We start from the raw sequence: 13469 nt of genomic DNA, 5'->3' as shown, positions 1-13469 counted from the left end.
CTTCGCGTATCCTCGCGCCGCACATGGCTTGCGCGCATGGCTTCACTTTGCGCGCTGGCAAGCCTCGCGCCCTACGCGCACGCGCTCACCAGCACCACCGCATCCCCCGACCCCGACGCGCTCTCGCCACAACAATCCGCGGCATTTCGCGCGTGGTTCGCGCGCATCGTCGACCAGCAGATGCGGCGCGGTCCCACCCCGCGCTGGACCCAACGCGATTGCGCGGGCCTCGTGCGCTTCGCCGTCGGCGAGACGCTCCGGCCGCACGACACGCGATGGCTGCGCGCCAACGGCATGACCAGTCTCGCGGATACCAGCAGCATGCCGCCCGAACTGCAACTGTCCGCGTCGCAGCGCGGAATCGCCAATCGCTGGACCCAGCTCGACGGTTCCACCGGCGCGTACGCATCGGCGATCGCACTGATTCAACGCAATAGCCGTTTTGTTTCGAAGGACGTGAACCAGGCGCTGCCCGGCGATCTGCTGTTCTTCGACCAGGGCGACGACCAGCATCTGATGATCTGGTTGGATCGCTACATCGCTTATCACACAGGCACCGTCACGCCGACCGATACCGGTCTGCGCGCCGTCGCCGTCTCCGACCTGATGCAATGGAAAGACTCCCGCTGGCAGCCGCTCGACGGCAATCCGAATTTCGTTGGCGTGTTTCGTTTGGACTTTCTGACACCATGACCCGAATGATTTCCGTCACGCCATCGCGCGGTTGGTTGGGCAAGGCGCGCCGTCGCGCGGCATGCACGTTCGCGGCGTTAATCGCAGCGCTGACGCTGGTCGTCGCACCGGCCGCTTATGCCGACGACGACGCAGCGAGCGCCGCGGCCGCCGCCGATGCCAACATCGCCGGGAATCCGACGCTGCAGACGGCGCCGTCCAGCAACTTCAGCTCGCAGAAAGTGGACGGTCAGCCGTTCTTCCTGCTTTCGGACGCGAGCTTCGGCAGTGATCAACTCGCGCAGGTGCGGCTCGAAGCGCCGGGCCGCGATTTCAAGGATGCATTGCAAGCGTATGGCGGCGCGGACATCGTCGTGTATCGGGTGCCGAAGCCGCTGGACTTTCTGAAAGCGCAAAAGAATCTGCATCGGCTGAATGTCGCGCCGAATTATCAGGGCGAAGGGCTCGCGAATACGCTCGCGTATCTGTGGGACCGCTGGTTCACCGAAGCACGCCGCGCATGGCAGCGGGTGTTGTCGTTCGCGACCCGCAGCAAGGCGACCGAAGCGGCGCCGCAATTCAAGCTCGGCGAACAGACCGGCAAGCAAACGCAGTTCGAGCCGAACTCGCAATTCGCGCCGCTCAAAGGCTACGACATGGTCGCGCGTTTCCGCTATCCGATCTGGGACGCGAAAGTGATCGAGCCGCCGAAGGGCGTGAATCTCGCGGGCAGCAGCAGTAACTTTATCGAAGCCAGTTCGGGCAACGTGATGATTCCGGTCGGCAAGCTGCCGCCGGGGCTGTATATCGTCGAGGCGGTGATCGGCAACTATCGCGCGCATACGCTCCTGTTCGTGTCGGACACGGTGGCGGTCGTGAAGGCGGCGTCGAGCGGCATGCTGGTGTGGACCACGCGGCGCGATAACGGCAAGCCCGTGGCGAATACGGAAGTGAACTGGACCGATGGCGTAGGCGTTCTGCAAAGCGGCACGACGGGCGGCGACGGCGCGCTGGTGCTGCAACACGTCAGCCCCGAGCGCAGCTATGTGCTCGGCACCGATCCGCAGGGCGGCGTGTTCGTCTCCGAGAATTTCTATTACGACAGCGAGATCTACAACACGAAGATCTACGCAGTGACCGATCGGCCGATGTACCGGCCGGGCGATCCTGTGCATGTGAAGTTCATCGGCCGCACGTTCCAGAACGCGACGCAATCGTCGGCGCCGGCCGAGGCCGATATCAAGCTCGACGTGCTCGATCCGAACGGCGCGCCGGTGGCGACCAGCAAAGTGCATTTCGCGTCGGACACCGGCGCGGATACCGCGTTCACGCTGCCCGCCGACGCCACCGCCGGTGGCTACACGCTGCGCTTCGACTACAACGGCGATGTCTACGGCAGCGCGTTTCGGGTCGCCGAATATGTGAAGCCGCACTTCGACGTGAACCTGTCGATGGACAAAGCCGACTACGCGACCGGCGAGGCGCTGAAGGGCAAGATCCAGTTGCGCTATCCGGACGGCAAGCCGGTGCGCGACAGCAAGATTTCGGTCACGCTGCGTGCGCAGAAAGTGACGATCGTCGACGGTGAATTGCGTTATGCGGGCCTGTTCCCGGTCAAGCTCGAACAGCAGGAACTGAAGACGGATAGCGACGGCAACGCGAGCCTCACGCTGCCGGCCGCGAAAGAACCGAGCCGCTATGCGTTGACGCTGTTCGCACAGGACGGCGCGGCGTACAAGGTGCGTGTGACGCGCGAAGTACTGATCGCGCGCGGCGCAACGCCGTATCGGTTGACCACGGCCAAATCGTTCTCGCAACCGAAGGAAGCAGTCAGCTTCGATTTGCAGGCGCTCGGTGCGATCGATCCGGCATCACATGCTCCGTCGAAGTACGAATGGACGCGTCTCGAATCGCAAACGCATGGCGAAGGCGCGTTGAAGGCCGCAAGCGCGAGCGGCAAGCTGTCGTTCCCGGTGCAGTTCGACGAACCGGGTTCGTACATGTTGTCGGTGAAAGACGACTTGGGCAACCTGCTCGCCGCCACCAGCCACTGGGTCGCGGGCGATGGCCTGAAGGCGATTCCGGGCAGCGTCGAGATCGTGTTCGATCGCGACAAGTACAAAATCGGCGATACCGCGGAAGCACTGATCACGTTCCCGACGCCGGTCGACGACGCCTTACTGACACTTGAACGCGACAACGTCGAACGTCGCGCGTTGCTGACAGCGGGCGGCGACTGGCTGCAATTGCAACGCGTGGCGCCGTCGCAATGGAAAGCGCGCATCAAGGTCGGCGCTGACTTCGCGCCGAACATGACGTTCTCGGTGTTGTACGTGCACGCCGGCGAATTCGTGTTCCAGAACGCGGGCATCGTGGTCGCGCAACCGCAGATCGAACTGAACGTGAAGAGCGACAAGCCGGTGTACGGACCGGGCGACACGGTCACGCTGAATTTCGACAGCACGTTGAACGGCAAGCCGGAAGCGGCGAATCTGACTGTGAGCGTGGTCGACGAGATGGTCTACGTGCTGCAGCCGGAAATCGCGCCGAACATCGTCGACTTCTTCTATCACCCGCGCCGCAATAACGTGCGGACTTCGTCGAGCCTGTCGTTCATTACCTACGACCTCGCGCGCTCGCCGCTGAAGGGCGCGCCGGGCGGACCGCAACGCGCAAACTACAACGAGCGCGGCGTGAAGGTGCTCGAACGGCCGCGCCGCGACGATCAGGACACGGCCGCGTGGGAAGGCAATCTGAAAACCGACGCGAACGGCCATGCCACCATGACGTTCAGGATGCCGGATTCGCTCGCACGCTGGCGCATTACCGTGCGCGCCGCGGCGCCGGATGGCATGGTCGGTCAACGGACTGCTTACGTGCGCTCGGACAAGGCGCTGTATCTGAAGTGGAGCGGGCCGTCGCACTTCCGCGTCAACGATCAGCCGGCCATCGACATGATCGCGTTCAATCAGACCGACGCGGATATGGACGCGCAGTGGGTGGTGGACGGCGGCGGCTTGTCGCTCAATCAGAAGGTCACGCTCAAGCGCGGCGCGAACTATCTGCGTCTGCCGGGCGGCGCGCTGAAGGACGGCGTGATCAACGCGTCGCTGCGCAGCGCGGGTAAGGACGTCGATCGTTTGCAAACCACGATTCATCTCGACGCGAGCGGCTGGCTCGATCTGCATCAGAACACGGTGGCACTCGACGGCTCGAACAAGCCGCTCAATCTGCCGCAAGACGCGCAGGACGTCAGCGTGCGTTTCATCGGCAGCGCGCAGAGCCAGTTCATGCGCGTCGCCGACGACCTGATCAACTATCCGTACGGTTGCGCCGAGCAAACGTCGAGCCGGCTGATTCCTCTGGCGCTTGCGCACGATGCGATCGGCCACGGCGACAATGCGAGCTCGACGCAAGGACTCGAAGCGCTGTTGCGCAATCAGCGCCAGCGTCTGGCGATGCTCGCGGGCGTCGGCGGCACGTTCGGCTGGTGGGGCGATACCACCGGCGGCAGCGCGCTGATCACGGCCTACGCGTATTACGCGGATTGGCTCGCGAGCCGCAGCCTCGGCATCAGCCTGCCCGCGGACAACTGGCAGCACGCGATGGACGTCTATCGCGACGCCGGCGCGAAGGAGCCGCTGTTGCATCGCGCGCTGGCTTTGTGGCTGATGCAGCAGATGGGCCTGCCGGTCGCGACGCCGGTCTCGGGCGTCGCCGCGGATCTGACGAGCGATGCCGCAGCCACCGCTAAAGCGCCCGCGCGCAGCGGCACGTACGGCGCGTCGGACAGCATTGTGTTCGCGCAGGCCGACTCACCGCGTGGCAAGCAGATGGCGACGCTGCTGATCGCGAGCATGGCACGCAGCACGAACGCGCAAACTCCCGACGGATTCGACGCTGCGGCGAGCGCAGCGCGCCTCACGCTCGTGAACGATCCCGCGCCGCTGGTGCAAAGCCTCATCGCAATGACGGGCGACGGCGGAGCGACCGCCGACGCCCCGGCATTGCTGGCAAAAAGCAGCGCCGACTATCCGACGCTCGATCGCGCCTTGACGCTACTGTGGCTGCGCAAATCGCTCGGTGCGGATCCGACGGCCGCGTCGTTGCCGTCGCTGCAAGGCGCGGGCTGGACGCGCGCCGCGACGCCGACCGGCACGCCGCTTTACAAGTGGACCGGCGCGGCACAGCCAACCACACTCGATGCTGGCGCCGCGCGCACCGACGTCAACGCGCTGGTTTCGTTCCGCAGCCACACGAGCGAGGACAGTCGCTTGAACATCACCGTCGAGCGGCGTTTCTACAAGCTCGAGCCGGTCGAAGTCGCTGCCGATCCGAAGAAGAAGGACGCCGCCGGCGAGAGCCAGTTGGGGCGCTCGGCATTCACCGCGCGTCTGATGAAGCAGGGCGATGCGATCGACAGCAATGCGCTGTACGTCGACGAAGTCACGCTCACGCCGCGCTCCGGCAACGCCTACCACTACGGTCTGCTCGACGTGCCGCTGCCGCCGGGCGGCGATGTCGAGGCGACGAGCTGGGGCGTGTCGATCGACGGTCTGCCGGGCGCGAAGGACGGCGCCGGCGGTCCGCAGCCGTTCCAGCGCGTGGCGTCGTACGAGATGGGTGAGCTGGCGTATCACCAGCCCGTGCCTTTGCTCGACCGGCCGGTCACGCTGCGGCAACTGGTGCGCTTCGCGTTGCCCGGCACGTTCGCGCTGCCGCCCGCGCGCTACTTCCGCATGTATCAGCCGGACGCGAAGGCGTTCGAAGGCGGCAAGAGCGATCGCGTGACGACGTTGCGCATCCAGTAAGCGAGACGAGACCGCCATGTTGCGCGCGCTTCGGCCTTTACGCGATCGTCTGGCAGCAATGCTGCGGGTTGCGCTTGCCGTGGGCGTGGCGTGGGGTTGCAACAGCGCGGGCGCGCACGCAACGTCGTTGTCTTCGAGTGCGTCGAATACGGGCGTAGGCGTTGCCACGAATGCGACAGGCTCAGCCGCAACCGGAATCGACGCCAGCGCCGCGCGCATGGGTACTGCCAGAACTCAAAGCGCAGCCATTGCGCCAGCGGGTCCCGCAGCATCGCCAAAACAACCGCTGCGCTTCGCCTGGTTGCGTGACGGCCAGAGTCAGCTTTGGCAAGTCGACGGCGGTGGCGCCGCGCTCGGCTTCTCGCCGCAGGCCGCGGGTGTCTTGCCCGCGACGCTGGAGACGCCGCTCGGCAGCGTCTGGAAGCTGTTCGTCTACGGCTATCTGGTGGACCGCAATATCGCCACGCCGGATTACGCCTGCAATGGCGGCGATCCGGAAGAAGTGTATTGCTGCATGACAGGCGGTCATATCGACCGTGAACATGCGCTGGTGCAGTCGTGCGGACTCTTTTTCGAGCCCGCGCGCCTGCAGCTCGATTCCGTCGACTGGCGCAAGTACTGGACCGCCGCACACGCGCCGGCCTGGCTGCGCGATCTGCGCGCCATGACGCCCACGCATCGCGTGCCGGTGGCCGAACTGCTCGCCGCTTTGCAGGCGATGCCCGTCCGCCCGCGCGAAGCGGCAGCGAACACGCTGGTGTCGGTGCTGACCAGCGGGCGCGGTGAAGGCACGGTGTCGCTTTACGGCAGCGTGCTGCGCGCCAAGACCTGGACGATGCCGGATCCGGCGCGTCCGGGCGCTTCGATCGGCGGCGCCGCCGGCTGGCTCGCGGACGGCACGCCGGTGTGGCTCGGCGGTCCGGGCGGCAGCGCGCGCGTGCTGGCGGCCGCCGCGCCGCGCATCGCGCCGCTGCTCACGCAGGTCACCGTGCCGGACGACGGCGCCTGCGTGCTGGTCGATTTCTTCAGCCGCTATCCGATTCGCGAAGTGCTCGGCGACAAGGGACCGGCCGCCGCGCCCGAGGGTCCGTTGCGCGGCGATTTCCGCGTCGGCTTCGTCAACGGCAATTGGGCGCGGGTGACGAGCCGCGGCGAGTTGCGGCTCGATCGCGATGCGGCCGGTGCGCCGCAAGTGGTCGGCCGTTTCGGCATGAACGACTATGTGGCGCGCGTGGTCGAGCGTGAAGGCGACACGAGCCAGGCGGAAGCGGCGAAGGCGCTGGCGGTCGCCGCGCGCACTTATGTCGTGCAGCACGGCAGCCACGACCACGGCTGTTTCCGTATCGACGACAGCAGCAGCACACAGCGTGTTCTGCCACGCGCGCCGACAGCCGCCGCGCGCCATGCCGCCGATCTCACCGACGCGCTCGTGCTCACCGGCGTGCCCGTTCAGTATCACCACGACAAAGCCGCGCCGGGACAGATGAGCTGGCTGGCTGCGAAGGCGTCGGCGCAAACCGGCCTGACATTCGACGCCATTCTCGCGCGCACGTGGCCGCAAGCGACGCTGACTTCGTTCCAGAGTCCGCTGTCGGGCGGTTGCGTCGAAGTGGCCGGCGCGCAGGCGTGGCTGCAGCGCAACGCGCCGATATGGGCGCGGCGCATGGACGGCGCGGCGGGCTACGAAACGCCCGATCTGCCCGCGGTGTGCGCCGTGCGCGAAGGTCGGCCGTATGCGGATGCGCAGCGCAATCGCGTGTACGTGTACCGGCTGCAGACCGAAGAGGACCGTATCGCGTTGGCGCATGAATACATTCACCTCGCGTTTCAGCATCATCCGCGTGGGCTCGACGAGACGTTTGTCGAGCGCACCGCGCGCACGCTGATTCGTACCGACAATCCGATCCAATGAATACCGTCTCGCGCTCGCCGATATCCTTGTTGCGCTCGCTGTCTGAGCGGTGCGATCGCCGAGTTCGCGCAGTCGTGACACTGGCCGCAACCGTAACGGTGGCTACGCTTGCGCTCTGCACGATCGCACCGACCGCCCAAGCCGCTGACGCGGACGGTGCGATTGCGGAGCTGACCGGCGCGTTCGGCGGCTGGCGTCACAGTGGACTGACCAACGAGGGCGAGCATTTCGTCGCGGCCTATCCGCGGCCGCCGGTCGATCGCGGCGCGCAGCGTTATCGCACGCTGATCGAAGGGCGTTTGAAGCACATCGACAAACACGCGCGTAAGCCGCCGACGCTCGTCGTCAACGGCAACCCCACGCCGCTCTACACCGACGACGAAGGCGCGTTCGCACGACCGTGGGCGTTCGGCGCGGGCTCGAACAGCATCGAGCTGATTTCCGCCGATGGCAAACAGCACCAACGCATGCAGTTCTACGAGGCCGACCGCAGCAAGCCGCAAGCGAAACTGCGCGCGATGGTCACGTGGGACGATCCGCATGCGCAGGTCGATCTGCATGTGATCACGCCGGGCGGCCTGCACGCCTTCTTCGCGAACCCGACGCTCGAAGACGGCAGCGGTTTCGATGTCGATTCAGTGGACGGCGCGGGACCGGGCATTTTTTCGTCGGCGGCGCCCGAGCGTGGAACTTGGCTGTTCTTTCTGAATTACTGGGGCAACTTCGATTCGACCGGCTATAACTTCGACGCCGCCGCGCACGATCGCGACGTGATCACGGCGACGTTGACGCTGGTGTTCAATGAAAACACGCCGAACGAACGGCGTGAAACGATGGTCGTGCCGCTGCGTAAGATCGGCGACCTGATGCTCGTAAAAAGCGAGCGACTCTGACAGCGGGATGGGAGCAGTGACGATGAAGGTCCAGACGACGGGTTGGATGAAGGCAAGCCGCACCTGGCTCGCAATGGCCTGTTCGGCCGGTTTGGCCTGCTTGCTGGCAGCGCCGGCGGCGTACGCGAGCGACATCGATTTCGCCGCGCCGTTGAACGGCTGGCGCAACACGAGCGGCGACAGCGAACGCTATACGCAGGACGTGCATTACCCGGCGGTGGCGGTGTCGACGCCGGAAGGGCAGTCCAGATTCGCGCTGATCGAAGGGCAGATCCGCAACACGCCGAAGAAGAAGGGCACGTCGGTGGGGACGCTGGTGGTCGACGGCACACCGCTGCCGCAGCGCGTGGAAGAGGACGGCAAGTTCTCGCGTCCGTATGCGTTTCCTGCCGGCAGCAACGGTGTCGAACTGCGTGCGCCGGACGGCAGCCGCAAGCGCGTGCAGTTCTACGACGCCTACAGCGGCAAGACTCAGCCGAAGCTGCGCGTGCTGCTCGCGTGGGACACCGACGGCACCGATCTGGATCTGCACGTCGTCTCGCCCGACGGCGCGCACACCTGGTACGGCGAGCGCGTCGCGCCGAACGGCGGCGCGCTCGACGTCGACGTGACGACCGGCTATGGGCCGGAGATTTATTCGTCCGCGGCGCCGTTGAAGGGTACGTATCTGGTCTATGTGAATTACTACGGCAGCGGCAATAGCGGCGCCGATATGACCGTCGCGCAAGTGACCATCATCACGAACGAGAATACGCCGAACGAAAAGAGCGAAACGATTCGCGTGCCGATGCGCAAAGCCGGTGAATTGACACTCGTGAAAACGTTTGTATTGCCGTGATTCGTAATCAGCGCGACGCTCGGCATCAATTTCGTTTTGCCGATGTGTCCTCGCTGGATGGGCGACTCGTGGGATTGTCGTGTAGCTGTGAGATGGAGCGCGTCGCCGATGCGAACGGCGCGGCCTATCTGCAAGCAAACGGTCCGCGCAGCGACGGCGCGGCTGTGGAATTTCTCTCGGATTATCCGCGGATAAGCGATCGAGAAAAGCAAAACCAGCGATCACGGCTTGGCGAAACCGCGTTGACGCCGCAAGAGCGAGCCGCTGTCCGGTCGATGTGCGGCGAGCCGTGAGGCACGCGACTCATTCGGAGCGCGGTGGTGAAAGCCAACGCGTTCAAGGAGTTGGGTGAGTCATGCGCAGGTTGTCCACAGGCTTGCGAACAGTTTCTGTGGACAAATGCCGTAGACGAGTTCGACCGCGAGCCTGCCTGCGGAAGAGGCGGCTCGCGCACATCCATTCCGCCCGTCTGACGATCAAAGGTCGGTGTCCAATCGCCGCTCTTCCACGACATCACGCGTGACAGCCCAATACGGCGGGCGTTTGTAATACTCGTGCACGGCCGTGCCCCATTGCATGTCCGCCATGGAAGGCCAATTATCCTTATCGAAACCGGGTGCGTTCTTGATCCGATCGGCGCTCGCATCGATCACGAAGCATCTGTCGTCCGTGTCGAGGGTGAGCGCGCTCCATGGAATCGCGTGAAGCGTGTCGCCGATGCCGAGAAAGCCGCCGGTGGACAACACCGCGTAGGCGATCCGCCCGCCGCGCACGTCGAGCATGATGTCGGAGATCTTGCCGACATGTTCGCCGTCGGACGAGATCACCTTGTTTCCATCGAGCGTGGCAGCCGCCATGACATCCGGTCCGGGACCGTCGCCAATGCCGACTCCAACGATATTTGCGCCTTGCGTGCCGGCGGATGCCGGGACTTGGGGATCGAGCGTGGTCATGATGTGCTCCTCGTAAAAAGCGTACACAGGGAGCGCGCAACGACTATGCCTGTTAGCCTGGGAATGGTTGGCGCGGGGCGGTTTGCAGGCGGTTGCCGCTGCTGCTGGCAGTGTGGCGGGTTTTGCGCGTGCGGCTGTGCGGCACGGCATGTGTGGAATCGACGGTTGTGGGCAGCGTTGCCGGAGAAAGGTGCGTGGGTGGTGGTTGGTTTGGGCGGTTCAGCGCGCGTTCGATCACGAGATCGGCAACGCGTGGACGCGGCGATCCAGCAGAAAGTGCTTACCCTTTCTTACCGGTGCTCAAGTTTCGGCGAACCGAGGTCGATAGGAGTTATGACCGGCTGCGTGACGTCGACAGACTGTTTGCGGCGCGACTGCATAGGCGCTCGTTCGCTGTGCGCGGGGCGGCGGCCGGCGTATTGAAAAGCAAAATCAACGGAGGGTTGCTATGCAAATCGACAGTGCGTTGTCGTCGACACTGCCGGGGCCGGACCGCGCGACGACGAAAAGCCCGTCCGCAGCGGACGACACTGTCGTACAGACGTCGACTGCGGATGCGCCTACGCAGGACGACGCCGTCCACATCTCCGCGGAAGGCGCGGCAACGGCGGCGCAAGAAGGCAATTCGGGTCAGGGTGACGCAGTCAGCGATTCCGCAAGTGAGAACACTCCGGCATCCGGCGTTTCAGCGGTCAAATCGTTTGCGTACGGCACGCTCGGGCTCGAGCGTCCGGATCAGCCTCAGGAAGCGCACAACGCGTTCTATACGGCCGGGCGGTGGCTGGCAGCGGGAATCACGATCGGCGGGATCATTTCGCTGCTTGCTTGAAAGGGGGCGGGAAAAAGAAAACGCTTGCCGTGCGTGACGCACGGCAAGCGCTATTGACGGCTTACCGGTTGATTGAGCGGTTGGCTTAGCGGTCGAGGAACGACTTCAGGCGGTCGGCGCGGCTCGGGTGCATCAGCTTGCGCATGGCCTTGCTCTCGATCTGACGAATCCGCTCACGCGTGACGTCGAACTGCTTGCCGACTTCTTCAAGCGTGTGGTCCGACTTCGTGTTGATGCCGTAACGCATACGCAGCACCTTCGCTTCGCGCGGCGACAGCGAGTCGAGCGCGTCGTCGATGGCGGCACGCAAGTCGGCTTGCATCGCGGCGTCAGCCGGTGAGGACGCTGCGGAGTCTTCGATCATGTCGCCGAGCGTGGCGTCGCCGTCGTCGCCGACCGGCGTTTCCATCGACACCGGCTGCTTGGCGATCTTCAGAATACCGCGCACCTTCTCTTCCGAGAGTTCCATGCGTTCCGCGAGCACGGACGGATGCGCTTCCTGACCGGTTTGCTGCAGGATTTCGCGCGAAATGCGGTTCAGCTTGTTGATCGTTTCGATCATGTGCACCGGCACGCGGATCGTGCGAGCCTGGTCGGCGAGCGAACGCGTGACAGCCTGGCGGACCCACCACGTTGCGTACGTGGAGAACTTCCAGCCGCGACGGTATTCGAACTTGTCCACCGCCTTCATCAAGCCGATGTTGCCTTCCTGGATCAGGTCGAGGAACAGCATGCCGCGATTCACGTACTTCTTCGCGATCGAGATCACGAGACGCAGATTCGCCTCGATCATCTCGCTCTTCGCCTTGCGCATCTTCGATTCGGCCGCGACCATCTGGCGGTTGATCTCTTTCAGATGCTTCAGCGGCAGCGAAACCGTTGCTTCGATTTCGATCAGCTTTTGCTGTTCGGACTGAATTGCCGGCAAGTGGCGCTCCAGCGCCGCGCCGTACGACGACGCACCGCGCGCCGCACGTTCGGTCCAGCCGAGGTCGGCTTCATGACCGGCAAACGACTCGATGAACTTCTCGCGCGGCATGCCGCTCTTCGAGACGACGATTTGCAGAATGTTGCGCTCGATCGCGCGCACTTGCGCGACCTGTTGCTGCACGTCGCCGCACAGGCGGTCGATGGTACGTGCCGTGAAGCGGATCTTCGCGAGGTGCTGCTGGATTTCTTCGCGTGCGCGCTGGTACGCCTTCGAGGTGACGTCGCCGCGCGTGTGCGAAGCGTTCATCTGGTCGGACAGCATGCCGACTTGCGCGAAGATTTCGAGGCAGTCGCTCGTGAGTTGCTTCAGGCGCGCTTCGTCCGCTGCGGACGAATCGGCCGGGCCGACGTCGTCGTCGCTGTCTTCCTCGTCGTCGCTGTCCGTGTCGGCGTCGACGTCGGCGGATGCGTCCGCGCTGGCGCTGTCTTCTTCGGCGGCGAGGGTGTCTTCATTCAGACCGTCGACCAGTTCGTCGATGCGCAGCTCGCCGTCGGCAACCTGCTGGGCGCTCGCCAGAATGGCCGAGATCGCAAGCGGGCAAGCGGCGATCGCCTGCACCATTTCATGCAGGCCGTCTTCGATGCGCTTCGCAATCGCGATTTCGCCGGCGCGCGTCAGCAGTTCGGTCGCGCCCATTTCACGCATGTACATGCGCACCGGGTCGGTCGTGCGGCCGAATTCGGAATCGACGGTGGACAGGGCAACTTCGGTCTCCTCGTCCGCCTGATCGTCCGACACGACGGCCGGGGCGTTCGAGTTGAGCAGCAGCGTTTCCGCGTCCGGGGCCTGTTCGTAGACCTGCACGCCCATGTCGTTGAACGCACTGACGATGCTGTCGATAGCGGCCGTCTGCGCGAAGTTGTCGGGCAGGTGGTCGTTGATCTGCGCGTGGGTCAGGTAGCCTTGCTCCTTACCCAGCTGGATCAGCGCGCGCATCTGGCGCTGACGTTCTTCGGCTTGCTGCGGCGGCAACTCGGCCGCCACGGGGATCGCTTTACCGGCGCCCTTGCCCTTGGCCGTACGGCCTGAAGGCGCTTTGGCGGTGTAGGTGGCGGTTTCGTGTTGCGAATCTTCGCGATCAAAAGGGTTCACGTATTCTCCTCTAGAGGCTTCGCTATGAGACGCAAGACGCGACCGTCAGGCGTTTCGAGCATGGCTCAACATCACCTGAGTGACTCAACGCGGTTGTTTGGCTGTGCTCTGGGGAGCAAAAAAGATGAGCCCGCTCGAAGCGGGCCGATAGAAATGTGCGAAATTCGCGCGGCTCGCATTATATCCGAGCTTGGGGCTTTGCGCTCATCGTGTGCACATCTTTTCATCATGCGCGTTTGTCGCAGGTCCGTCCTTGGGCCGCCGGTCGGGCGTAGCGGTCGCCTGGCCGATGCATCTAGGTGCGTGCACATTCGCTGTTTTCAAGCTCCTCACTATAGAGGAGTTCGGGTGTCCTCACACGAAGGGATCACGTTCGCACCGCTCTCCCTATATATAGGGAGAGCGCGTTCTGGCGTCGATCGGCGCCTGGTCAAAAGAAAATTCACAAAAGGGGGTTGACGACGTGTCAGTCGTTCTC

9 protein-coding genes are annotated in these 13469 nt (G+C 64.4%); 7 read left to right on the top strand and 2 right to left on the bottom strand.

Annotated features, from left to right (window positions below):
- Positions 1-36: 36 nt before the first annotated feature.
- From PQR54_RS28765 to PQR54_RS28740, 6 genes are read left to right on the top strand one after another with little or no spacing between them, the layout of a single operon-like run.
- Positions 37-693 (top strand): DUF1175 domain-containing protein, encoded by a 657-nt coding sequence (locus PQR54_RS28765; RefSeq protein WP_408251678.1) that lies wholly within the window; start codon positions 37-39, stop codon positions 691-693.
- A complete protein-coding gene (locus PQR54_RS28760) occupies positions 690-5483 on the top strand; it encodes an alpha-2-macroglobulin family protein (RefSeq protein ID WP_408251677.1) in 4794 nt (1597 codons plus the stop codon). Before PQR54_RS28765 ends, PQR54_RS28760 begins: the two co-directional genes overlap by 4 nt.
- A 16-nt stretch (positions 5484-5499) precedes the next feature.
- Complete coding sequence (locus PQR54_RS28755; protein ID WP_408251675.1) at positions 5500-7395, top strand: DUF2300 domain-containing protein; 1896 nt, start codon at positions 5500-5502, stop codon at positions 7393-7395.
- Positions 7392-8288 (top strand): YfaP family protein, encoded by an 897-nt coding sequence (locus PQR54_RS28750; RefSeq protein ID WP_408251673.1) that lies wholly within the window; start codon positions 7392-7394, stop codon positions 8286-8288. Before PQR54_RS28755 ends, PQR54_RS28750 begins: the two co-directional genes overlap by 4 nt.
- 22 nt (positions 8289-8310) lie before the next feature.
- Complete coding sequence (locus PQR54_RS28745) at positions 8311-9126, top strand: YfaP family protein (RefSeq protein WP_408251671.1); 816 nt, start codon at positions 8311-8313, stop codon at positions 9124-9126.
- Positions 9123-9419, top strand: coding sequence for a hypothetical protein (locus PQR54_RS28740; RefSeq protein WP_408251669.1), 297 nt, complete (start codon positions 9123-9125; stop codon positions 9417-9419). The genes PQR54_RS28745 and PQR54_RS28740 overlap by 4 nt, the downstream gene beginning before the upstream one ends.
- A 183-nt stretch (positions 9420-9602) precedes the next feature.
- On the opposite strand, the gene PQR54_RS28735 is transcribed toward PQR54_RS28740, so the two are convergent.
- Positions 9603-10079, bottom strand: coding sequence for a PRC-barrel domain-containing protein (locus PQR54_RS28735; RefSeq protein ID WP_408251668.1), 477 nt, complete (start codon positions 10077-10079; stop codon positions 9603-9605).
- A 448-nt stretch (positions 10080-10527) separates the two neighbouring features.
- Between PQR54_RS28735 and PQR54_RS28730 the strand changes: the two genes are divergently transcribed.
- Positions 10528-10908, top strand: a complete 381-nt coding sequence (locus PQR54_RS28730; RefSeq protein ID WP_408251666.1) for a hypothetical protein — start codon at positions 10528-10530, stop codon at positions 10906-10908.
- A gap of 85 nt (positions 10909-10993) precedes the next feature.
- Here PQR54_RS28730 and rpoD read toward each other — a convergent pair whose 3' ends face one another.
- Positions 10994-12991, bottom strand: a complete 1998-nt coding sequence (rpoD, locus tag PQR54_RS28725) for an RNA polymerase sigma factor RpoD (protein WP_408251664.1) — start codon at positions 12989-12991, stop codon at positions 10994-10996.
- Positions 12992-13469: the final 478 nt, after the last annotated feature.

It is taken from the genome of Paraburkholderia phytofirmans (genome assembly GCF_046028095.1).
In the GTDB taxonomy this organism is placed as follows: domain Bacteria; phylum Pseudomonadota; class Gammaproteobacteria; order Burkholderiales; family Burkholderiaceae; genus Paraburkholderia; species Paraburkholderia phytofirmans_A.
Note: the sequence above shows the minus strand (reverse complement) of the source record. Positions and strands in the feature narration are given on the sequence as shown.

Bases quoted from the DNA above. Each gene is read 5' to 3' on its own strand.
- PQR54_RS28735 (WP_408251668.1), bottom strand. From the start codon at position 10,079: ATGACCACGCTCGATCCCCAAGTCCCGGCATCCGCCGGCACGCAAGGC.
- PQR54_RS28730 (WP_408251666.1), top strand. From the start codon at position 10,528: ATGCAAATCGACAGTGCGTTGTCGTCGACACTGCCGGGGCCGGACCGC.
- PQR54_RS28755 (WP_408251675.1), top strand. From the start codon at position 5,500: ATGTTGCGCGCGCTTCGGCCTTTACGCGATCGTCTGGCAGCAATGCTG.
- PQR54_RS28765 (WP_408251678.1), top strand. From the start codon at position 37: ATGGCTTCACTTTGCGCGCTGGCAAGCCTCGCGCCCTACGCGCACGCG.
- PQR54_RS28750 (WP_408251673.1), top strand. From the start codon at position 7,392: ATGAATACCGTCTCGCGCTCGCCGATATCCTTGTTGCGCTCGCTGTCT.
- PQR54_RS28760 (WP_408251677.1), top strand. From the start codon at position 690: ATGACCCGAATGATTTCCGTCACGCCATCGCGCGGTTGGTTGGGCAAG.
- PQR54_RS28745 (WP_408251671.1), top strand. From the start codon at position 8,311: ATGAAGGTCCAGACGACGGGTTGGATGAAGGCAAGCCGCACCTGGCTC.